The sequence below is a fragment of the Leptospira wolbachii serovar Codice str. CDC genome (genome assembly GCF_000332515.2).
In the GTDB taxonomy this organism is placed as follows: domain Bacteria; phylum Spirochaetota; class Leptospiria; order Leptospirales; family Leptospiraceae; genus Leptospira_A; species Leptospira_A wolbachii.
Window position 1 is genome coordinate 142,887 of sequence record NZ_AOGZ02000014.1, and the last position, 20,633, is coordinate 163,519.

General features: G+C 40.7%; 21 protein-coding genes and 2 tRNA genes. 7 read left to right on the top strand and 16 right to left on the bottom strand.

Annotated elements, in window-relative coordinates:
- Nucleotides 1-5 precede the first annotated feature (5 nt).
- From LEP1GSC195_RS06180 to LEP1GSC195_RS06200, 5 genes are read right to left on the bottom strand one after another with little or no spacing between them, the layout of a single operon-like run.
- Nucleotides 6-1,466 (bottom strand): FHA domain-containing protein, encoded by a 1,461-nt coding sequence (locus LEP1GSC195_RS06180; protein WP_015681007.1) that lies wholly within the window; start codon nucleotides 1,464-1,466, stop codon nucleotides 6-8.
- A complete protein-coding gene (locus tag LEP1GSC195_RS06185; protein ID WP_015681934.1) occupies nucleotides 1,426-2,181 on the bottom strand; it encodes an ATP-binding cassette domain-containing protein in 756 nt (251 codons plus the stop codon). Before LEP1GSC195_RS06185 ends, LEP1GSC195_RS06180 begins: the two co-directional genes overlap by 41 nt.
- Nucleotides 2,168-2,755, bottom strand: coding sequence for an SIS domain-containing protein (locus LEP1GSC195_RS06190; protein ID WP_015682453.1), 588 nt, complete (start codon nucleotides 2,753-2,755; stop codon nucleotides 2,168-2,170). Before LEP1GSC195_RS06190 ends, LEP1GSC195_RS06185 begins: the two co-directional genes overlap by 14 nt.
- Nucleotides 2,745-3,518: an LBBP_01157 family protein gene (locus LEP1GSC195_RS06195; RefSeq protein WP_015680897.1), complete on the bottom strand. Its 774-nt coding sequence runs from the start codon at nucleotides 3,516-3,518 to the stop codon at nucleotides 2,745-2,747. The genes LEP1GSC195_RS06190 and LEP1GSC195_RS06195 overlap by 11 nt, the downstream gene beginning before the upstream one ends.
- Entirely contained in the window at nucleotides 3,505-4,326 is an 822-nt protein-coding gene (locus LEP1GSC195_RS06200; RefSeq protein WP_015681527.1) for a glycosyltransferase family 2 protein, read from the bottom strand. Before LEP1GSC195_RS06200 ends, LEP1GSC195_RS06195 begins: the two co-directional genes overlap by 14 nt.
- Nucleotides 4,327-4,356: 30 nt before the next feature.
- On the opposite strand from LEP1GSC195_RS06200, the gene LEP1GSC195_RS06205 reads away from it, so the two are divergent.
- Together LEP1GSC195_RS06205 and LEP1GSC195_RS06210 are read left to right on the top strand one after the other, a co-directional pair.
- Entirely contained in the window at nucleotides 4,357-6,237 is a 1,881-nt protein-coding gene (locus LEP1GSC195_RS06205; protein ID WP_015681870.1) for an O-antigen ligase family protein, read from the top strand.
- A gap of 139 nt (nucleotides 6,238-6,376) precedes the next feature.
- Nucleotides 6,377-8,131 (top strand): hypothetical protein, encoded by a 1,755-nt coding sequence (locus LEP1GSC195_RS06210; RefSeq protein WP_015682553.1) that lies wholly within the window; start codon nucleotides 6,377-6,379, stop codon nucleotides 8,129-8,131.
- 446 nt (nucleotides 8,132-8,577) lie between these two features.
- Here LEP1GSC195_RS06210 and LEP1GSC195_RS06215 read toward each other — a convergent pair.
- Nucleotides 8,578-8,661: transfer RNA gene (locus LEP1GSC195_RS06215), tRNA-Leu, on the bottom strand.
- 15 nt (nucleotides 8,662-8,676) lie between these two features.
- Nucleotides 8,677-8,747, bottom strand: a tRNA-Cys gene (locus LEP1GSC195_RS06220).
- Nucleotides 8,748-8,879: 132 nt separating this feature from the next.
- Between LEP1GSC195_RS06220 and LEP1GSC195_RS06225 the strand changes: the two genes are divergently transcribed.
- Nucleotides 8,880-9,293, top strand: coding sequence for an LIMLP_04285 family protein (locus tag LEP1GSC195_RS06225; protein WP_015681759.1), 414 nt, complete (start codon nucleotides 8,880-8,882; stop codon nucleotides 9,291-9,293).
- A 30-nt stretch (nucleotides 9,294-9,323) separates the two neighbouring features.
- Here LEP1GSC195_RS06225 and guaA read toward each other — a convergent pair whose 3' ends face one another.
- Nucleotides 9,324-11,123, bottom strand: coding sequence for a glutamine-hydrolyzing GMP synthase (gene guaA / locus LEP1GSC195_RS06230; protein WP_015682431.1), 1,800 nt, complete (start codon nucleotides 11,121-11,123; stop codon nucleotides 9,324-9,326).
- A gap of 42 nt (nucleotides 11,124-11,165) precedes the next feature.
- On the opposite strand from guaA, the gene queF reads away from it, so the two are divergent.
- Genes queF through LEP1GSC195_RS06245 form a run of 3 tightly spaced genes read left to right on the top strand, consistent with a single transcriptional unit; the run spans nucleotide 11,166 to nucleotide 12,040 of the window.
- Nucleotides 11,166-11,567 (top strand): preQ(1) synthase, encoded by a 402-nt coding sequence (gene queF, locus LEP1GSC195_RS06235; protein ID WP_015682279.1) that lies wholly within the window; start codon nucleotides 11,166-11,168, stop codon nucleotides 11,565-11,567.
- Nucleotides 11,568-11,825, top strand: a complete 258-nt coding sequence (locus tag LEP1GSC195_RS06240; protein ID WP_040506496.1) for a SemiSWEET transporter — start codon at nucleotides 11,568-11,570, stop codon at nucleotides 11,823-11,825.
- Nucleotides 11,822-12,040 carry a ferredoxin gene (locus LEP1GSC195_RS06245; protein ID WP_015681547.1) on the top strand — a complete coding sequence of 73 codons (219 nt, stop codon included), beginning with the start codon at nucleotides 11,822-11,824 and terminating at the stop codon, nucleotides 12,038-12,040. The genes LEP1GSC195_RS06240 and LEP1GSC195_RS06245 overlap by 4 nt, the downstream gene beginning before the upstream one ends.
- A 2-nt stretch (nucleotides 12,041-12,042) precedes the next feature.
- Here LEP1GSC195_RS06245 and LEP1GSC195_RS06250 read toward each other — a convergent pair whose 3' ends face one another.
- The gene (locus tag LEP1GSC195_RS06250; RefSeq protein ID WP_015682058.1) at nucleotides 12,043-12,927 is read right to left on the bottom strand and encodes a LysR family transcriptional regulator; all 885 of its coding nucleotides are present in this window, start codon (nucleotides 12,925-12,927) and stop codon (nucleotides 12,043-12,045) included.
- A 127-nt stretch (nucleotides 12,928-13,054) separates the two neighbouring features.
- Between LEP1GSC195_RS06250 and LEP1GSC195_RS06255 the strand changes: the two genes are divergently transcribed.
- Nucleotides 13,055-13,723, top strand: coding sequence for a type 1 glutamine amidotransferase domain-containing protein (locus tag LEP1GSC195_RS06255; protein ID WP_015681974.1), 669 nt, complete (start codon nucleotides 13,055-13,057; stop codon nucleotides 13,721-13,723).
- Nucleotides 13,724-13,760: 37 nt separating this feature from the next.
- On the opposite strand, the gene LEP1GSC195_RS06260 is transcribed toward LEP1GSC195_RS06255, so the two are convergent.
- The 7 genes from LEP1GSC195_RS06260 to LEP1GSC195_RS06290 all read right to left on the bottom strand — a co-directional run bounded on the left by LEP1GSC195_RS06260 (nucleotide 13,761) and on the right by LEP1GSC195_RS06290 (nucleotide 20,607).
- Nucleotides 13,761-15,179 carry an alkaline phosphatase family protein gene (locus LEP1GSC195_RS06260; protein WP_015680746.1) on the bottom strand — a complete coding sequence of 473 codons (1,419 nt, stop codon included), beginning with the start codon at nucleotides 15,177-15,179 and terminating at the stop codon, nucleotides 13,761-13,763.
- Between the two features lie 22 nt (nucleotides 15,180-15,201).
- Nucleotides 15,202-16,227: a flagellar motor switch protein FliM gene (gene fliM, locus LEP1GSC195_RS06265; RefSeq protein WP_002974265.1), complete on the bottom strand. Its 1,026-nt coding sequence runs from the start codon at nucleotides 16,225-16,227 to the stop codon at nucleotides 15,202-15,204.
- Nucleotides 16,224-17,210, bottom strand: a complete 987-nt coding sequence (locus LEP1GSC195_RS06270; RefSeq protein WP_040506498.1) for a hypothetical protein — start codon at nucleotides 17,208-17,210, stop codon at nucleotides 16,224-16,226. Before LEP1GSC195_RS06270 ends, fliM begins: the two co-directional genes overlap by 4 nt.
- Before the next feature lie 61 nt (nucleotides 17,211-17,271).
- Nucleotides 17,272-17,871 (bottom strand): hypothetical protein, encoded by a 600-nt coding sequence (locus LEP1GSC195_RS06275; RefSeq protein ID WP_015682234.1) that lies wholly within the window; start codon nucleotides 17,869-17,871, stop codon nucleotides 17,272-17,274.
- Nucleotides 17,868-18,749, bottom strand: a complete 882-nt coding sequence (locus LEP1GSC195_RS06280) for a peptidylprolyl isomerase (protein ID WP_015682726.1) — start codon at nucleotides 18,747-18,749, stop codon at nucleotides 17,868-17,870. The genes LEP1GSC195_RS06275 and LEP1GSC195_RS06280 overlap by 4 nt, the downstream gene beginning before the upstream one ends.
- A gap of 2 nt (nucleotides 18,750-18,751) precedes the next feature.
- The gene (argH, locus tag LEP1GSC195_RS06285) at nucleotides 18,752-20,182 is read right to left on the bottom strand and encodes an argininosuccinate lyase (RefSeq protein ID WP_015680534.1); all 1,431 of its coding nucleotides are present in this window, start codon (nucleotides 20,180-20,182) and stop codon (nucleotides 18,752-18,754) included.
- Nucleotides 20,179-20,607, bottom strand: a complete 429-nt coding sequence (locus LEP1GSC195_RS06290; RefSeq protein ID WP_040506499.1) for a heme-binding domain-containing protein — start codon at nucleotides 20,605-20,607, stop codon at nucleotides 20,179-20,181. Before LEP1GSC195_RS06290 ends, argH begins: the two co-directional genes overlap by 4 nt.
- Nucleotides 20,608-20,633: the final 26 nt, after the last annotated feature.

Sequence of the window (20,633 nt, forward strand, 5' to 3'; positions counted from 1 at the left end):
TATTTCTACCTTCCCCGAAACGACAGGATCGTTTTGCCAATTTGAATCTCGTCCAAATTATGAAGAACCTTGGGACGAAGTAACTTTTTGCCGTTTAAGTATACACCTGTTTGTGATACACAATCAAACAATATATGCTTTCCTTTTCTGTTTTTTATCTTAGCGTGAAGCCCAGCAACAGTAGGGTCCAAAAGGACAAGATGATTTGATTCCCAACTTCCAATAGTCACTTCGTCAAACTGTAGTGGGAATTGGTCAGGGTAATGATTTCCGTCTCTAACCATGAGAACACCGTAGGAATATGATGCTCCAGGAAGAGTCGCCTTTTCTGCAATGGCTAACGCAATCTCACGGTCCCTAGCGGCTTTTTCCATTGTCTCGCCATACATCCGGTCGTAAACTTGGAGTTCTTCTTTTCGTTCCGAAAATTCAGACTCAATATTGGTTACAGACACCAAACTTCTACTTGGTTCTTCATACCCACGTAAATAATACAACGCCGCCAAACAAAGAAAAATGAGAAAAAAACTCACAGGAAAAAAGAATAAGGGATCTGATAATTGTAAGTATAAAGATCGGAAAAAAGAAAGTTCATATTGGAATTCAAACCGAATGGCCTGATCTACTGAAACAAGTCCACCCGAGATAAAGTTAGTTTTCCATCGTGAAAGTTTCCATGGCGAAGTATAAACCAATTCATAATCTTCATGACCGAGAGCACGTAAATAGGAAAACAAATCAGAATAACTATCCGATTTTGAAATAGGATAGTGCCTCCCATTCGCATAACTAGCAAGTTTTGTGGCTTCCAAAGAGCTAGGCGCAAGTACGATTAGCTGCAAGTTCTTATCTCGAATTCGTTTTGCTAATTCTGGGATTTCAAAACGATCCTGCCATTCAGGGGCAAAACTGACGAAGACGAGGATATGGTCTTCGGAGGACTGGTTTTTGGGAATGCCTTCAAGGAAATTCTCCCAATTCCGAATCGGATAGTTTGGAGCAGGCACTTTAGGAAATGGAAAAGAAATATCTAAAACATTGGAACGGATTCGTTCGAAGGAATGTTTGTTCTCATCAGACTGAATCTGTAACTTGGAAGTTCCTCCACTTTGTTCACCAACCTTAACCAACTGGTTTGCCAATTGGATGATCCAACGCCTATCCTCAGCATTCCTATAACTTGGAATTGATATATAGAGGTGGACTGGATTTTTTACGTCAGTCTTTTCAAAGCGAAAGGATTCAGTAAGCCGCACATTGGAATTCAATTGTTCGGAAAGGACAAATCCTTTGGAATCAAAGGAAGCATTAGAGTGAAATCGGACTTTAACTTCTGGATAGGAACCTGAATCCACATAACGAAGTTTGAATCCGGGATCAGAGGAAAGAACCGTCGGTGTTAAAACAAGGAACAGAAAAGTCCAATTACTGAAAAAGTAGCGAAGCTTCCTTAAGTTGTTTTCCATATTCTGTTTTTGGCTCCAGGTTGTGGTTTAGAACCGAAATGGTTTCTACAACTTCCCCTTGTTTCATTATCGTAACTTGGGATGCCAGACTTTCGACGATCCGCAGCTCGTGTGTAATAAAAACAACGGTCATCCCCATTTTTGCAAGGTTTTGCACTGTTTCCAAGACAATTTTTTCAGAAAACGCATCAAGGCCTGTCGTCGGTTCATCCAATACTAAAATTTCAGGCTTTCGCAAAAAAGCTAAAGACAGGAGGATTCTCTGTTTTTCTCCACCAGACAGTGTCCGTGCATATTCCTTCCAGTGGCTTCTAGGAATCGACAACTGGTCCCAAATCAAAAACAAAGATTCATAAGATATAGAGCCAAGTCCCGATAGTTTAAAAAAGTCTTTGATTTGTGCTTCTATAGTTCGGAAGGGATGGAAGGCCCCATTGGGATTTTGGGGCACCATGAATAATTTAGAACCGAAATTTTTACTCAGAACATCTTCGCCTAATACATTAAAGATTTCGTAAGACAAATGACAACCTTTCGGAACCATTCCAAACAAAGAAAATCCAAGTGTAGATTTTCCTGATCCAGATTCACCAATAATGCCGTGGACAATCCCCTTCCGAATCACTAAGGAGATTCCATTCCAAATTTTTTGCCCATCACTGGTTTCAATGGTAGCATTTCTAATTTGGACAGCAATGAGGTCAATCGAGGTCAAACAATTCCTTTTCGATAATGCTACAAAGAATATGGCCGATGAGGATATGGCATTCTTGAATCCGGGCTGTGATTTTGGAAGGAACAATGATTTCCACGTCCCCTTTGCCTTTTAGTTTTCCGCCATCACCACCTAGCAAAAGGACAACCTTCATTCCAATTTTTCTGGCCTCTTCTACCGCCAAAATGATGTTTTGCGAATTCCCAGAAGTGGTTAGGCCAACAAAAACGTCCGTTGGTTTTCCAAAAGCTTGGACCTGTCTTTGAAAGACATACTCATAACCATAATCATTGGAACAAGCGGTAAGAACCGCTTGGTCACTATTGAGAGCAAGGGCAGGAATGGCCTTTCTTTCATTTCCCGATTTATAACGAACTACAAGCTCTGCTGCAATATGCGATGCATCACAACTAGATCCACCATTCCCACAAAAGTATAATAACCCGTTTTGTTTTAAAGACTCTACTAGCAGTTTTCCAGCCGATTCAATGGAAGGCAAAAGGACTGGCAATAATTGTTGTTTTACGGCAATCGAATCTTCGATTTGTGTTTGGATGAGTGATTTATGATCCATGGTTTTCTTCCTTTTCCATCCTTTCTTTTATATTACTTATGGTATTTCCAAATTCGAGAAGGGCTGTCGCGAATCCAAATAGGTTTTTGGCTTTGGAATAGGGATTGTTCTCGTTCGCATTTCCCAAATTCAAATAAAAAAATTCATCTCTTACTAATCGTTTCTGTCTTTCCGTGGCAACGGATTCGAAAAAAAATCGACATTCTTCACCAATGGCAAGCATTACTAAAGCCATAGAATTCGGTTTCATTTGTAAAACCAATTGTTCTTTCCAAAATCGTTCCCAAGTGAGGACGACCCGCCAATCTTCCTTCGGCGCATCCGCATCTAAAAATAAATCAGTTTTTGGTATAGAAAGTGCGGTGAGTAAACTATCAACGCCTGATAGGTCTTTAGCAAGATTTTTGTTTAATTCACCTTCATCTACAAATAAGACCCCAGCCCACTTGTCCTCTTTATTTTTGTACAAATGGTTCCCCGTGACTAAAATTAAGCTATAGTTTTCACCCTCTGCTCGAAACAATTTATCGTTTGTTTTTGTTAAGCGAAACTTGGGTGTTTCTAAAACTACACCCGTTGCTACCTGTTTTGTTCGGAGTTTCTTTTTCCAATTCTCGATTGCCAAAGCCCATTCGAGTGCAAATGTTTTGGGTTCTTTTTTTCTTTTTCCAGGGTCTTCTTCTTTTGTATTCCTTTTGGATCCAAAAAAAGACAAAATACGCGCGAACCAACTCCCTTGGGATTTTTTTTTAGTTTTTGCCATACTCTTTTCTTATATTGGACGGTCGTTCTATCTGCTTGCGATCCAGTTCATACAATTTTGCAAATTTAAGGAATGTGGAAAATGCAGAGGCAATGGCAATCCAAAGTCCAGGAATTCCATCTAAAAATCCGAATTTAAAAACATAGATTTCTATAAACTTGCCGAAGGGTTTAAAAATTGTTTTGGAAAGTGAAAATCTTTCGCCTTTCGCATAACGAGTGTATGCAACAATACTTGAGAACTGATTGATCGTAGTAATCTGGTGACTAAAATCTGTAAAACTATAATGAAGGATATCTCCTTTCATCACTTTACCAACGGAACCTGGTTTTAATTCGATGTAATCGTGAGGATTTTCACCGACCCAAGTTGCTGCATTTCTTTGAAACAACCGAAACCTACGGAGAGGATACCATCCACTGTGGCGAATCCATCGACCCAAATGATACGTTAGTCTTGCAATTTTATATCCATCGACAGTAGTGACTTCGGATTCTAAAAAAGCTTCAATCGAATGGACAAGGGTTTTGTCTGCACGTTCATCGGCATCGAGGGAGAAAATCCAATCATTGGAACAAAAACCAATGGCTTTGTTCTTCTGCTCTACATGACCAGGGAATGGAGACTCATAGAATTTTACTTTAGAAAAGGAAGTTGCGATTTCTTTTGTACGGTCGGTACTCAAGGAATCTAAAACGATAATTTCATCCGCTACGGATTCGATGGACCGAATACAATCTCCAATATTTTTTTCTTCATTGAAGGTGATGATGGCCACCGACAATTTTCTTTTTCTCTTGCCTTCCATACGAGTTAAAACCTATTCTTAGAACCAAATATGATTGGGAAAGAAACATTTCATAAGATTTCCGTTGTTTTTCTATACCTATTCTTTGTTCTTTCTCCGTTTTCGATTAGCCTTTCCCAAATTTTTGCCGGGACATCACTTTTCTTTTTGTTTTTGGACCATATCTTTCAAAGAAAATTTCCCAAACTAGAATCCCTGTTTCTTTTTTGGATCCTTCTCTATTTGAGTTTTTTACTCACCCCCCTTTTCGCTTGGGATATTGAACATTGGAAACGCATCCTTTTGAAATCGGAATTTGGGGATGTATGGATGGGGTTTTTACTCTTACACCATTTCCGCCTCTCGAGGTCCGAAAAAAAATCCTTAAAACGAGCTGTTAGCATCGGAGCCGTTTTTCTCATAGTCTCAGGAATTCTCTCCCTACTTTCTCCTTATAGATTAGCTCCCTTTGTGATGGATGGATTTCAATACCTAGAAGGTCGCCGTCTTCCCCACCAGTTAGCAAGTCTTATGGGAATTCCCCTTCATTTGCCCATTGGATTTCAAAGTACCCACCTAACATATGGGGGTTTACTTGCCCTGTATTTACCTTCTCTCTGGGAGAAAACCTTTCGGATGCAAAGATTGGTTCGAAGGAAATCCCAATATAAAATCCATTTTGCCTCCCTTCTTGGTTTGTCTTTTTTTGGGTTTGTAATTCTCTTTCTCAACCAAAGCCGATCGATTTGGTTTGGGTTATTGTTTGGTATTCTTCTTCTTTCTCTTCAAAAAAAGTTTTCTATTAAAAAATACTTTCCTTGGATGGGACTTGGCCTCCTTGGATTCATTTTACTTTTCTTTCTACTCTACCAAAACAATTGGTTATTCCAAAGAGCCATTGATGATTTATTCGCTAAACGATCGTTAGAGAACCAAAGAGTCTGGATTCATAAAATGAATTTTGCCGTTCTTAAGGATTCATTTTTATTCGGGATTGGAAGTGGCAATTATCCTGTGGAATTTACTCTAAAGGCGATTCCCCTCGTTCGAGAACTTCCCGAATTGTATTATGATTTATCCATCACACCCAAGTCTCATGCCCATTTTGACTTTTTGCATTTCTGGATTTTGGGAGGGGTTCTAGGCATATTTTCTTTTCTTAGTTTTTTATACTTGGTCACAAAAAACATATTACAAGTTCCGAGATATACCCTTTTCTATTTAGGTTTTTTTGCGATTGTTTTTGCCGGTAGTTTCCAATGTTTTTTGTTAGATGATGAAGTTCTTTTTCCTTTTCTTGGAATTTTATGCCTACTTCCGAAACCTAAACTCCAAAGTGACACACTAAACAAAACAGCAACGAAAAAGAACTTAAACAAAGTTTATGGACTCTTACTCTTTTGGATTTTACTTTCGAGTCTGGGTGCTCTTTACTTAACCAAAACTTCGGCAAAAGATTTATTCATTCACAGAGTTCGCACAGAAAATAACTTCCCTGCCGCTCTCGGCCAGTCCGCCATCAATGCCAAAGGCCCAGTTGTCCTTCCTTTAGGAACGAAGGAAATGTATTTCAAACTTTCCGGTTGTTTGGATCACGATCTAAACTTTGATACCAAGGCCCAAGTGCGAGAAAAACCAATTCAGTTCCAAATCCATTGGGAAGAAATACCCGAGGGAGAATTCCCTGACTCTTTAGTTCTTGAGACAAGGAAACGAGAAAGCTTTGACCAAGACAAAGAATACCGAGTGCAGCCAGAAAGAATTGTGAAAAAGGAGACCATCCGAAATACAGGAAAGCTGGTAACGATCCAAGTAAACCCTAAAGACTTTATAGGTTCCGATGTAGAGTTCATTGATTTTGGATTTTTATTTTCTTGGAAGAGAGAGAAACCATTTCTTCCTGTGATTAGCATTTCTGGAAATTGTCAGTGAATGGGAAATAGAAAGAGTTATATTATGTAATACCAGACAATTTAACAGTATTTAATCCTTTAAGTTTACAGAGAAACAAGAGAAAACAACTAACATAAAATATATTTAAGCTATTTATAAAAATGGGAAATGATTAAATATGAACCAAGACTGGATTACCCAAAAAAAAGAAACTCGACGGACTTTCTCTCGATCAACATGGGTTCCCTTAAGGGCAATCCGTAATGAAAGTCACGGCAACATTCAAAAAGTAGGCTATGTTAACGAATTTTTTGGATGCGGGTCTGTTGCGTTTCTTCCTGAATATCGAGAAATTGCAGAACAACTAAGCTGGCAAGACATTGGAATTTGCCTCAGTACCAATCCTTATGCTTACGAGGACGGTTACTATTCTCCCATTGACCAATATCAATATAATGACAAACAACCAATCGGATTACATCTAATTTTTGAACAAAATCAACCAGTAATCGGTAGAAGGCTGTGGATACTAAATCCGGATATAATTGTTGCTCTTCATCTGATAAAGGAAGGAACAAATTGGGTAAGGCCAGAAGAAAATTTTGTTATAGTTGCTCGAGAAGTTTTTGATGAAAAAGGAAATCACTGCCTTATCGAGATCAAACGAGAGTTTCTCCTCGATTATTTGGCCGCAAGAAACCTTTCACTTCGCCTCTCTTACTATCGCCAAAGAGTAGAAAATGTAGTTTCACTTGAAGGCAGTATCTATTCAAACCTATCAAATAAAGAAGAACAGCGAGACGGAGGGAGATTTCAAATACTGATCCGCAGACTAGAAGATATCTATGGCGGGAGTTGGGCATCACTTCGTGTTTGGCGAACTGATATTGATGAAGATGATGACAATCCAATAATGGAACCCGAAAATGATGATAATACAGACTCTGAAAGTTCCGAAGGATATCGGCATGGTTTTGAGGGAACACGCGTAGAGGGCGAATTTTGGAGAGACGAATGGATTGATCACCAGGGTCAGAGTATGCGTATTAGAGGAGACGAGGATAATTCTCTCCCCCAATTCATTGTGGAGACCGATGGAACACGTATTTCGTCTTCCGAATTAAAGAATGAAGATATTGGCCGATGGTTATGGTTCCACTCTAGTGTGATTAATGAGCTTCTCGGTTTTCGTGGATTTTCACTTGGTTGGTATACGGCAGAGACAGGTTATATAAAGTCTACTTCAGGTTATACAACTCATTTTGGGATAAACTCTATGGATCTTATTACAGTCTATGCTTATGACATTGCTTGCTTAAACGTATGGGAACAACATATTTGGTTTGCACATAACGTTGTGCCAGAAGGGAAGGTTTCATTTGAGTTATTAGCATCTCAAGTAAAATCTCAACAAGTATCTACTAAAGCTGCAGAAGTGCTACTGTTCAAGTGCATGAGAATAATAGAGGAGAGTTTTAAACACGAATATAATATTGCTCTATTTACACATGACATAGACGATACCTCAACTATGCAAAACATCTCTCGTTTCGTCAGTAAAGACCTCAAGTCATTGCTTAGATTAGCAAAAGAGCTTGTGCGAGTCTTCTCTGATCGACTGAATGTGCGCGAGTTACGTAAGATTTCGGTTAATCCAGAAAAGGAGAAACTTGGCTCGAACAAGCTACTTCAGGATATTCTGACCGAAAAAACCGGATCGGATAAAGCTCGCCTTGTTTTTGCTGCAATCGTCGGTACTTACGATATGCGCATTGGAGATGCTCACCCAACTAGTTCAAAAATAGAAGATGCTTTAAAACTTGCTGGCATTGATTGGAACAAATCGTTCCAGAGACAGGGAGAACAGTTAATTTCAAATTTTGGGCAATCGATTTGGTATATATGGAAGCTACTTTTTGAACCAAAAAAGTGAATTGGAATAGCTAATTCACCTGATAAAAAGTAATAACTGCCAAAATTTATTTATTTTTTAGAAAGTCGATATTTTAAGTCTGATAATAAATATAATGGCGGGAATCGCTTCGATCTTCGGCCATCCTGGCCTTTCGATCTAAAGCCCGTCCTACTCGCGACTTCGGACATCCTGTCCTCAGAAAAATGGCTTCACGCTCCATCCACCCTTGGCCTTACGGCCAACTTCGCCTCCGGCTTCTATAAAGCCTGCGCGGGGTCGGAAGAGATGTTGATTTTAGTTTTGTATGATGAATAAGGTCCGCGGGAATCGCTTCGATCTTCGGCCATCGTGGCCTCTCGATCTCAGCCCGTCTTGCTCGTCACCTCAGGCATCCTGCCATCGGAAAAAACGTGTACGCTCCCTATGGGTCGCTACGTTTTTTTTGACTCGCAATCGTTCGATTATACCTGGAGCGGGAATCGAACCCGCACGGGATTACTCCCACAGGATTTTAAGTCCTGTGTGTCTACCAATTCCACCATCCAGGCGAATGTTCCGTGACTAGGCGTCGGCCGGATTCGAACCGGCGATCAAGCTTTTGCAGAGCCATGCCTTACCACTTGGCCACGACGCCAATCGTGACTTTGGATAGGCTAAAATAGGAAGGCCTGGTGTCAAATGGAAACTGTTTTCACTTTTCATCAGATTGTAACAATTCAAGGAAAATTCAAATTGCATCCCGTTTTCTAGAGGATGCGCTGTCTATATGAACGTAAAGACCTTACTATCTGTATCCATTCTATCAATTGTATCTCAAGTTTCTTATGCAGACACAGTGACTGTGAAAGCAACGAAAGAGGTTTTGGAAAACGTCAAAACTTCCTCTCCGACTGCCAATTATGTTTTAGTAGAATCGAAAGATGGCACCAAACAAGCATATAAAAAGAATGCAGTGGAAGTGGTCTCCCTTCCTGTAGTTTGGGAAGCACCGAAAGAGGAAACAAAACCAGGATTTTTTGGTTCTCTATTTTCATCCAAAGATACAAAAGAAGAAACAAAGACAGACGTGGCAAAATCAGAAGAACCAAAGGAAAACCCAGAAAACCAGAGTTTTTTAAGACGAAAACTTCCAGAATTTGCTATGGGCGGAATGGCTCTCCTTTGGCTTTTATTACCTTAATCGCGCAAGTATTTTGAAACTAAAATCCACCTACTCCCATTCTATCGTTCCAGGTGGTTTGTGAGTGAGATCATATAACACCAAAGAGATTTGCGGTAATGCTAACAATTCTTTGGTGATGCGATCTAAAATTCTACGATCCATCTCATAAAAATTGGCGGTCATAGCTTCTGTAGATTCTACCGGGCGCAGCACCACTCCATAAGAATTTTCACGCAGACCTACAGGAACAAGCACCACTGGCATTTGCCAAATCGAATTGTGGATGGATTCATCATAAAGGATTCGGTTCACAATGGCATCGGCATCTCGTAAAATATCCGAATGCACTTTATCTAAACTCAGTTTGGTATAATGAAAAGGACCAGAAAAAGTAGAAATTCCAGGGGCAAAAACTACTCGATTGATTTCACGTTTAAAGTTTGTAATTTCAACCGCTGATTTGTCTAACTCGTTCCAGTTGGTTGTAAAATCATTTAAAACCGCGCAGTGAGCATAACTTCTTTGGTCCCCTTGTACTCCCACCGAAAGAATCGGTAAAATTTTGACTTCTGCTTTCTTTGCACCAAGACCCAAATCAGAAAAATCAATCTTGGGTGGATGGGTTTCGGGACTCGCAATCATTCGCACTACAAGTCCTGGCCCTGGAAAGGGATGTCTTTCAATCCAACGCTCCGGCAGTCCTAAAAGCCTACCGAGTTCCCTTACTTCATCCTTATACAAGTCAGCAATTGGTTCTACTATCTTGCCTTCTTGAATGAGTTTTTCTATTTGAGGCACGCGGTTGTGATGGGTTTTTATTTTATGAGAATGTTTAGTTCCACCAGATTCAATGGTATCAGGATAAATGGTTCCTTGGCCAAGAAGCCAGTGTTCGGAATCCAAACCTAGGGAATCGGTTGCTTTGCTTTGTGCTTCTAAAAAAAGATCTCCCACTATACGCCTTTTTTTCTCAGGATCAAATTCGTTTTCTAAATGACGATAGAAAACGGCACTCTCATCCCAAATGGTGAGATCAAAACCTACATGGTGTAAATTGTCCATTAAGTCTTTCACTTCATTTTTACGCATAAAACCCGTATCAACAAGTAGGCCTTTGACTCGGTCCTTTCCAAGAGCTTTTGCCAAAAGCAAATAAGCAACAGAAGAATCCACTCCACCGGAAACTAATAAAAATACATTTTTACCAACAGGGACTTTTTTTTGTAATTCAGAGATTTGTTCTTCTAAAAATTGTGAGATACTCCAACTCGAGCCAGCCCCACAAAGATTCACAAAGTTCCGCAGTAAAACCTCCCCCTCTTCCGAGTGAGTGACTTCTGGATGGAATTGGATTCCAAATTGTTTTTTGGACTCATTAGAAACAAACGCATAACGACAATTACCTGATGAAGCAACAATTTTAAATCCCTCGGGCATTCGAACGACTTCATCCCCATGGCTCATCCAAACTTTTGTTTTTGGAGAAAGCGACTTTGAAAGCAGTGAATTAGGGTTTTGAATTTCTAAAATGGCTGGACCGTATTCTTTAGAATTGGAAGAAACAACCTCACCGCCGAGAGCTTTCATCAATAGTTGGTGGCCATAACAAATTCCCAGAATGGGAACTGATGTTTTAAAAAAACCTTCTGGTAGGAGTGGTGCACCTTTTTCATAAACACTGCTCGGACCTCCTGATAGAATGATTCCAGCATAGGACTCATAAACAGACAATGGTTCTTCATTGGAAAGGATTTCCGTATAGGCTCCAAGCCTTCTAATTCGGGAAGCGATGAGGTGAGCGTATTGACCGCCGAAATCGACGACTGCAATTTTTTTATCACTTTTCATGGGATGATTCCAAAATAATTTTGCAATTGTCGGGGTAAACAAATGTCGGAAAAAAAATCAGAATCTTCTTACGAGGACAAACAAGACCATATCCCGTCCTGGAAAACCCCGGAAATGGAATGGTTTGCCAATGTTTATGCCGGAAAAGAATATAATATAGAATTTACTATCCCGGAATTTACTGCTGTTTGCCCCAAAACAGGCCTTCCCGACTTTGGATCCATTTTTATCGAATACATCCCAAGAGAGCGCTGCGTTGAGTTGAAATCGCTCAAAGAATACATGATGTCCTATCGGAATGTGGGAATATTCCACGAAAATGTAGTGAACAAAATTTTGGAGGACTTCGTATCGGCAGTAGATCCCCTCTATGTGAAAGTGGTGGGTGATTACAACGTTCGGGGTGGTGTGAAGACAATTGTGAAGCGAGAGTATAAAGCCTAAATGGAAAACCTAATTGGCTATATTGCTGCATTTTTAACCACAGTTTCCTTTCTACCTCAAGTGTTAAGGGTTGTCATGACTAAACAAACCAGAGACATCAGTCGCAATATGTACATTATGTTTTTTTTAGGTGTTCTTTTGTGGTTTGTATATGGAGTATTGCGGTCGGATTTCCCAATCATTCTCGCCAATGCAGTTACCATTTTTTTCGTATCAATTATTTTATATTATAAACTTACTACTGAGGAGAAAACATGAGAAAGGCTTATGTAGATAAAGACAATTGTACTTCTTGCAACCAATGTGCAGATAATATGCCAAAGTATTTTATGATGGATGAGGACGACGTATCCCAAACTCATATTGCAGGTGCAGCCATCAATGATGCGATGATCCCTGACGAAGACGAAAAAAAAGTGCAGAAGGAAATGGATGAGTGTCCAGGCGAATGCATTCACTGGAAAAAAAATTAGGATTAAGTTTTAACCCAATCCATAAGTCTTTGGATCTGATCTTCCAAAGACGGCCTTTCCCCAACTCTGTAAGCCAAATACAATTGATTTTGAAAACCTTTACACTCTCTTTCATTGGTATACAATGATGCTTTTTTGCCCAGTAAATAGCTAGGCAGTATAGAGACTCCCCAACCCATTTGCAATGCTGTTTTAATATCGTGAAGGTTCGGAAGAACCGAATAAGTTTTTAGTTGGGGACGTGAGTCAAAATTTACCTTCCAAAATCGCCTAACAATTGCAAAGTCTTCGCTATAAACGAACCAATGTTGTTCTTCCATCCATTGTTTCATAAGTTCAGGCTTTGGTTTCAGATTTCCCCTAAATGGAAAATTTGGATCTAAACTAATTTTTTCGGAAGCTACAAAAACAAATGTTTCCGTATATAACTCTTCAAAACTAATTCCAGGAAAATTTAACTTTTGATTGGAAATAGCAAGATCTATTTCTCGGTTGCTCAATGCATCTAAAAGGTTCGAAGGATAGCCATATTGCACATGAAAACTCAAACCCGTTTTGGATAGATTGGGTAAAATTTTTTCCTGAAACCACTCTTTAGCAGAACCAATCCTAAGTTTTTTCGGCTTTTCTTTTGGGTGGATTTGTCCTTCCATTCGTTCCAGTTCTTCAATGGGACCTGCAATCTGAACATACAAACGTTTTGCTGCGTCTGTTGGAATCAGATCCCGAGAGGTTCGGAGGAACAACACTTCCTTTCGATGTCGTTCGAGAGATTGTAAATGCAAACTAAGGGCCGGCTGCGATAATCCAAGGAGTTTTCCTGCTTTTGTTAAGTTTCGCTCTCGATAGATACAATAGAAACTTTGATAAAGTTCGATGGGATTCATTCTGATATTAATATTTTAATACCAAGCAATAATCTCCATCATTATTCTAATAATAACTTTCTCTTGTCTAAAAAACGATAGAGGAAAGATTTCTTAATCATAGGATTCAATTCAATCAGAGGAAAAGATGAAAAAAGTATTATTTGTATTAACAAGTCATGGGGAAAAAGGAAATGCGGGTTCCACCGGTTACCATCTGGGAGAGGTATCTCACCCTTGGAAGGTGCTTCACGATGCTGGTGTGGAGATGGATTTTATTAGTCCTAAAGGCGGAGAACCTCCAGTCGACGGGTTTGATTTGGAAGATTCGGCTAACAAAGAATTTTGGAACCACCCCATTTACCAAGAAAAACGAATCCACACAAAAAAACCGAAAGAGATCAATCCAAGTGAATATGAAGCCATCTACTTTGCGGGCGGTCATGGAACCATGTGGGACTTTCCAGACAATGCCGAGTTACAAGAACTTACAAAAACCATCTACGAATCGGGTGGGATTGTGGGAGCGGTATGCCACGGACCTTCGGCTCTTGTGAATGTGAAACTTTCCAATGGATCGAAACTCATCGCAGGAAAACGAGTGAATGGTTTTTCTAATGAAGAAGAAGAAATTGTAAAACTGGAAGGAGTGGTTCCTTTTCTTTTGGAAAACCAATTGATCGCTGCAGGGGGAAAGTATTCGAAATCAGCACCTTGGAGTAGTCATGTAGAAGTCGATGAAAGACTGGTGACGGGACAAAACCCACAATCAGCAAAGGCAGTGGGAGAAGCCATTCTCAAGTTGCTAAAAAAATAATCAGAACCGGTTTCTATAGAATCGCTACCAGTTGCTATCAGGGCTTTGTGGAAACACGAGGCCCTTTGGTTTTCTTTTCTTTGATCCCGGAGAGATCTTTCACGATCCCAAATACATCTTTGACGGATTGGAAGGAATGCATCTTTCCACGTGGATCGTAAACGAAACCAATGGTTTTCATTTCTGGGTTTGCATTCCAATACCCATGCCCGTGAATCGGTGTTTGTGATTTGGTAAACACCTCTCCCTTTCTTGTGCCACTAATGAACAACTTTTCAGTTGTGCGAAGGACACCCAAGGCAGTAGGATGGATTTTTGATTGGATTGAATTGTTATCATTAGGAATAGTCACTGCTTGTCCTGTTTGAGTTGGCTGACTTGAAGTTGCGGGAGTTGCCAATACCCACTCAGTACCAGGACAAACCTCGACAATTTCAGAAGTGATCTTTTGGAGATCTTGCACAGGAATCACAGTGTTAGGTGACGCAAGAAGGAGAGCAGTTCCCCCAGAACTTTTAAAGGTTAGCTGGTAGGTGCCAGCTTCGTCATTGATATAACCCTTTTGTTTCAAAATCACATTCGGTGCACAAACAGAGTCTGCCGAATGAAAACCGTGATCAGAAACAATCACCACTGCTGGCCCTTTTGGAGAAAAGGCACCAACGGATTGCAAAAATTCATAAATGGATTTGTCTATCTCCACCAATCGCTGCAATGCTTTTTCCGACCCAGGCCCAAAGCCGTGGTGGTTTGTATCCAAATCCGTGGTATAAACAAACATAAGATCGGGTTTTTTCTTTGAAAAAAGCCAGGTTGCTGTTTTTAATTTGATTTCATCTTTGGCTAGATCGTTCAACGGAGATCCGACGGCAAGTTCTGCTTCTCTATGCAAATCCTTTGTGGAAAGAACCCGAAGGAGTTTGTCATCTTCAGGGATTTTTTTTCTCCAGTATTGGGGAAGGTTCCAATCAATACTTGCCCCCACAGTCACTGGCCAAAATACATTGGCTGTGGTTTTCCGATTCGCTTTTGCCAAATCCCAGAGGGTGGGAACTTTGATGTCTTCGGCATACCACATCCATCCTCCATCATTTTTCTCAAAAGGGTCAGCTAAGGTATTATTATAAATTCCATGTTCTGCCGGATCAAGGCCTGTCACCATAGAAGTATGAGCCGGGTAAGTCACGGACGGATTGACAGTGGCAATCTCACGTGCGCCATATTCTCGAAAAATTTCTGCCAAATGTGGGAAATAAGAATGGTATTTGGGATCAGACCAGTAGTAAGCCGGGAATCCATCGATGGATAAAACAATGGTTTGGCGAATCTTAGACGGTTTGGATTTTCGGTCTCCCGCCTTCCGCTTCGGATTGGGTTCGATTGCCAAAGAAGACAAAAGGTAAACCAAAATCAAAAACAAAGAAGCAGGAAATTTCAAAGAATCCTTGATTCGCATAAAGACTGTTTAGCGAAAAAGATCAGTATTCTTGTTCCGAACGTGTGGACCCAAGGAGTTCGTCAGGAATGTCCTCGATGCTATCCCCAATTTGGATGGCGAGACGGTTTCCCACTCTTCCTGGTGTGGCTTTGAACTTACTGCGGTCTCCCACCTTTACCATAAGGTCGGTTTTTATCGGTGTGTTTTCAAGTTTGATCACATCCCCTACATGCAAGTTCATTAGGTCATTGAGAGAGATGTCCACACTTCCCACTTCCGAAATCAAAGGGATTTTGACTTGGTCGAGTCGTTCTTGGATGACGGCACGGTTTTCGTCTACTTCCCCTTTACGAATCGAGGAATACCAGTACTGGGCAGAAAGTTTGTTAATGATCGGTTCAATGGTGATGTAGGGAATACAAAGGTTCGTCATCCCTTCCACTTCCCCCACTTTGGTTTCGAGAGTAATTAATACCACCATGTCATTGGGAGGAACGACTTGGGCGAACTGTGGGTTTGTTTCAATGTTTCCTAGTCTTGGGCGTAAGTCAATTACCGTAGACCAAGACTCTCGTAGGTTTCCAAGAATCCTTACAATAATTCCTTCCATTACCGAAAGTTCGATATCAGAAAGTTCTCGGTTTACCTTAGAAGATTCCCCTTTACCACCAAACAGACGATCAATGATCGTAAAGGAAATGGAAGGGTCAATTTCTAAAATCGCAGACCCACGAAGGGGATCCATATTGATTACGGCAAGCGTTGTTGGATTCGGAATCGAACGAATGAATTCTTCGTAGGTTAACTGGTCCACCGAGGCCACGTGCACCACAACCAGGGCGCGAAGCTGTGCCGAGAGACCCGTGGTTGCCAAACGGGCAAAGGTCTCATGCATCATCTGAAGCGTGCGGATTTGGTCTTTTGAAAATTTATCCGGACGTTTGAAGTCGTAGATTTTGACTTTCTTTTGTTCTCCAACCGACGAGTATTCATCCTCGGAGACTTCCCCAGAGGAGATGGCGTTTAACAGGGCATCAATTTCGTCTTGGGAAAGGATTTCCGTCATTTTTTTACCTTTACGAGTAAGTTTTTAATCTGCCAAAATCCAACTCGGCTTCCTTCTTCTTGTCGCAAGGTGTATATATATTCGTACCTTGTTTTGAACCGACCCATCATTCTTTCTACATAGACCTGAACTCTTGCATCCCGTTTGGAGGGATAGTCCACATTCATGACCTTAAAGTATTTTAACACGCCAGAGGGTGTCTCCGTCAAATACTCTTTAAAATCTTCGATGATGGTTTCCCTCTCACCCACACCGGCTTCGGTATAGGCACTACTATAACGATCATACGCTAAGATGTATTCCGAAAAATCGATCCACTTAAAGTGGTATTCCCAATGTTTTTTCATCTCCGCACCCAGAAAAAGGAAGATGGTCTCTTCTGGTGAAAGTCCACCATTTTCGGTGATCTGGCGAGTGACCGTTTCCTTTCTCTCGGCCTTGGGATTCTGAAATAGAAAACCGACTGTATTCCCCGATCGAAGGAAAGACGATTTATCTTCAGTATAATTGGGGTAAAAGTAACCAGTCACGTAGAACTTCTGGTCCGGTAAAAAACTATAATGTTCATCTAAATAGATGGTTTTTGAAAAAGACTCATTCCGGTGGAGACTTACTTCTTTGTTCTCATCTCCCACTAAATTCACAATCGTTGTCCTACGTTTGAGGATAGGGTCTGGAAATTCGGGATCTTCTATAGGAGTGAGGATGCGATCATTTTCGTCTTTGACTATGATTTGGAAGGAATAACGGTAATCAAAGGAAGGGAAAATGCGAACGACTTCCTTTCCCGTATTGGTGACGGTAAAAGTCAAAGGGACTCTTTCGCCAGACTGGTAGCTTCGTTTTGTTAAAGACAAATTGATCTTTGACTGTAAGGAGACAAAGTTGTCTATTCGCTCTCCGCGAGCATCCCTATCAGGAAATGCAAATAGGGAACTTGGCAAAAGAATTCCTAAAATGATACATGTTCGCAGAGACCGCATACACTTTAAGATTTCGGCAGTAATTGGGATTTCCGAAAGAAATTTTAGGACATAAAAAGGCCTATCCGGCACCCATTTTGGCTTCTGCCAAAATATAGTCAGCGATTCGGATGAGCCTTGTCATGACACTGCCTAGTTTTTTGTATTGGTAGTAGTTTTCCCTTTGTTTGTCCAAATGGGGTTCCACGAGGGCCACGGTTTTAGAAGAAACCTTCAGATTTTTGATCTCGTTGTCTGTGACTCCATAGAGGTTGGCCTCGGAGACAAACCGATTGAGTTCCTTTACCAAACTCTCGTCGGTGAGATCCTGGATTTCAAATACCTTTTCGATTTTTAAAATAAAGTCAGTTAACGTTCGTTTGATCTTGGACTCTTCTTCGGTCGGCCGGCGTTTTGCAGTTACCTGATTTAAAGATTCATATCTTTCCAATGAAGTTTCGTAAAGTTGGCTCATTTTGGATTTTTGACCAAGGATAAAACTGATAAAACTTAGGAGTCCGACAAAGGTATCTGGGTAACGATTGATTCCCCCAATCTCATCCAAGGCATTGGCAAATGCTTCTTCATTATGAGGAACGGTCATAATGAATTTTAACACCGGTTCCACGGAGGAACCAGATGTGTATTTTTGGATGACTTCGATGCCTTCTAAGTAGTTCATTGTCGTTTGTCTATGATGACAACCTTTCGGATGGTCGTCTGAAGGTTCCCTTTTTCAATGATTCGGTCAAGTACATCAAAGCCAGAAACTAAAAATCCAAATACAGTATGGAGGCCGTCCAAATGAGGGGTGTCCACTTGGTTGATAAAAAACTGCGAACCATTGGTATTGGGGCCTGCATTAGCCATGGCTAAAGATCCTCGCAAAGCTTTTTTACTCGGAAGCGCTTCGTTATAACGGTAACCGACTCGGTGCAAAACTTCTAAAACCGGCAATTCCATAGCTTCTTGGTAGGCCTTTTCCACTTCGGTTCTTTTTTCTTCGAACTCAGCCCGAGATTGAATTTTGAATTCGGCAAGTACAGCACGTTGTAATTGAGCTTGGTACTGCGGGGCATCTTTAATTTTGAGTTTATCGAGTCCCAGGGCTTTTCCATTGATTTCATCTTCGGTTTGGTATCCAGGCCCGCCAGTTCCGTCCCCTCTCGGACATCCCCCTTGCGCCATAAAGTTTTCAATGACTCGGTGAAATTTTAGGCCATCGTAAAACGGTCGTCTTTCGGAACCTTTGTCTGTTTGAAATTCCTTTTCACCTTGGGCGAGATCAATAAAGTTCTGCACTGTTTTTGGTGCTGCTGTATCATATAGTTCTAAAACCAAATCACCAGCGGTTGTAGAAAACACAGCATAAATGGCAGGTTTCTCAGGAAGTTTGACCGTGGTTTGGTCGACACGTTTGACAATCACCTTAGAAGGAGAATACGAAACTGGTTCGTAAGTGATTTTTTTGAATCTTTGGTCACTGCAAAAAATAGTTTGCGAAACAGCTAAAAAGAGAAATGCGAAGAAAGAGACTTTGTTTAAAAACTTTGAATTCATATTTATTTTTTACCTTTAGATTCTATCGATTTTAGCTTTTTGGTCAATTCGTTTACCTTCGCTTTGGCACGTTTGATTTGTTCTTTTTGACGAAGAAACGAAGTTCCTCCCATCACGTCTTTTTTGTCACAAGAGGTTTCGAGAGAAATAGCAGCCTCATATCCTGGATCCGTGAGGACAGCATGGATTTGGCCCCTCTCTCCACTCGGAATGTTGAAAAGATCATAACCTTTAGCCGAACAATGTTTTACAAGTTCCCCGACAATTTCATGAGCGGAGCGGAAAGGGATTCCTTTTGCACTGACTAGCCAATCGGCAAGATCAGTTGCCGTAGAAAATCCTAATCGCAGACTACGTAGTGCATTTTCTGGAAACACTTGGATTCCAAGTACCATGTCGCGCACCCCTTCGATACTCAACTTGATTTGTTTGACTGTATCAAATAACGGGAGTTTATCTTCCTGAAAATCTCTGTTATACGAAAGTGGGGTTCCTTTTACCATCACCAGTAGATGGGTTAGACTTCCTATCACTCGTCCTGTTTTTCCACGGATGAGCTCGGCAACATCAGGATTTTTTTTCTGGGGCATAATGGAAGATCCGGTGGTGAGATGGTCTGGGAGTTTGAAATAACTAAACTCCTGGGATGTATAAAGAATAATCTCTTCACAAAAACGTGATACATGGATCATAAACTGAGAGGCGGCAAATAAAAATTTAAAGATATGGTCCCTTTGACTTACGGCATCAATGGAGTTTTCGGATATCCTGGACAATGCCAGATCTTTCCTTAGAAACTCCCTATCGGTTGCATAATTGACACCTGCAAGAGCACCAGAACCTAACACTAATTCATCGGCCCTTTCATACACATCAAGAAAGTCTTCAAAGTCACGTACGTTGGCCCAAAAATGAGATAAAAAGTAATGAGAGGCTCTTATCGGTTGAGCGATCTGGAGATGGGTGTATCCAGGAATGATGGTTTTGGTATGAGCTTCCGCTTTTCCAATCCATGCTGATAGTAAGTCTGCGAGCAAAACCAAAATGGCTTCCACTTCCGATTTGATATACAAACGCACGTCTTGCGAAACTTGGTCGTTACGACTGCGACCCGTGTGGAGTTTTTTTCCCAAATCTCCTAAAAGTTCCGTTAGGCGAGACTCAACAGACATGTGGATGTCTTCATTTTCGATTTTAAATTCAAACTTTCCAGAATCGATTTCCTTTTTGATTTGGATGAGTCCTGTTTCGATTTTTCGTTGTTCGGATTCTGATAAAATTCCAATGCGTTTCAACATTCGGGAATGAGAAATGGAACCTTCTATGTCGTGGGAATAAAGTTCTTTATCAAAACTAATGGATTCCCCAATACGAATCATAAGAGAGGATGGGGGTGCGTCAAATCGACCACCCCATAATTTTTTTTCTTTCATTCAGATTCCTTGTTATACAAATCCGCCCAAGCTTTCAAAACCTCTTTGTCCTTGTCGGATAACTTGGCACTAGGATGCAATAAAAGATAATCTCTAGGTGGCATCTCGCCTTCGTCGACTTGTTCCCAAACTTCGTATATTTTTTTGTTTTGTTTTCTTTCAGCAAGAAGTCCAAATTCAGAAAAATTCAATTCCTCTCTTCCTTCTTCTACATGGTGTGAAATCAGGAGGGAAGCCGGAAAAAGATAGGAGTAAGTAGGCCAAACCGTTTCATTCGAATGGCAGTCATAACAACTCCGTTTGAGGACTTCTTTGATTTCCGCAGTGGTTTGGATTTCCGAAGTGACGGGTGGATTGGTTCTTGCAATGGGAAAAAACTGGAGTATGAGAAAAACTCCCAGTAAGATAAGGAAAATTCGTTTCACACAAGACAAGTTCTAACCCTTCGTTC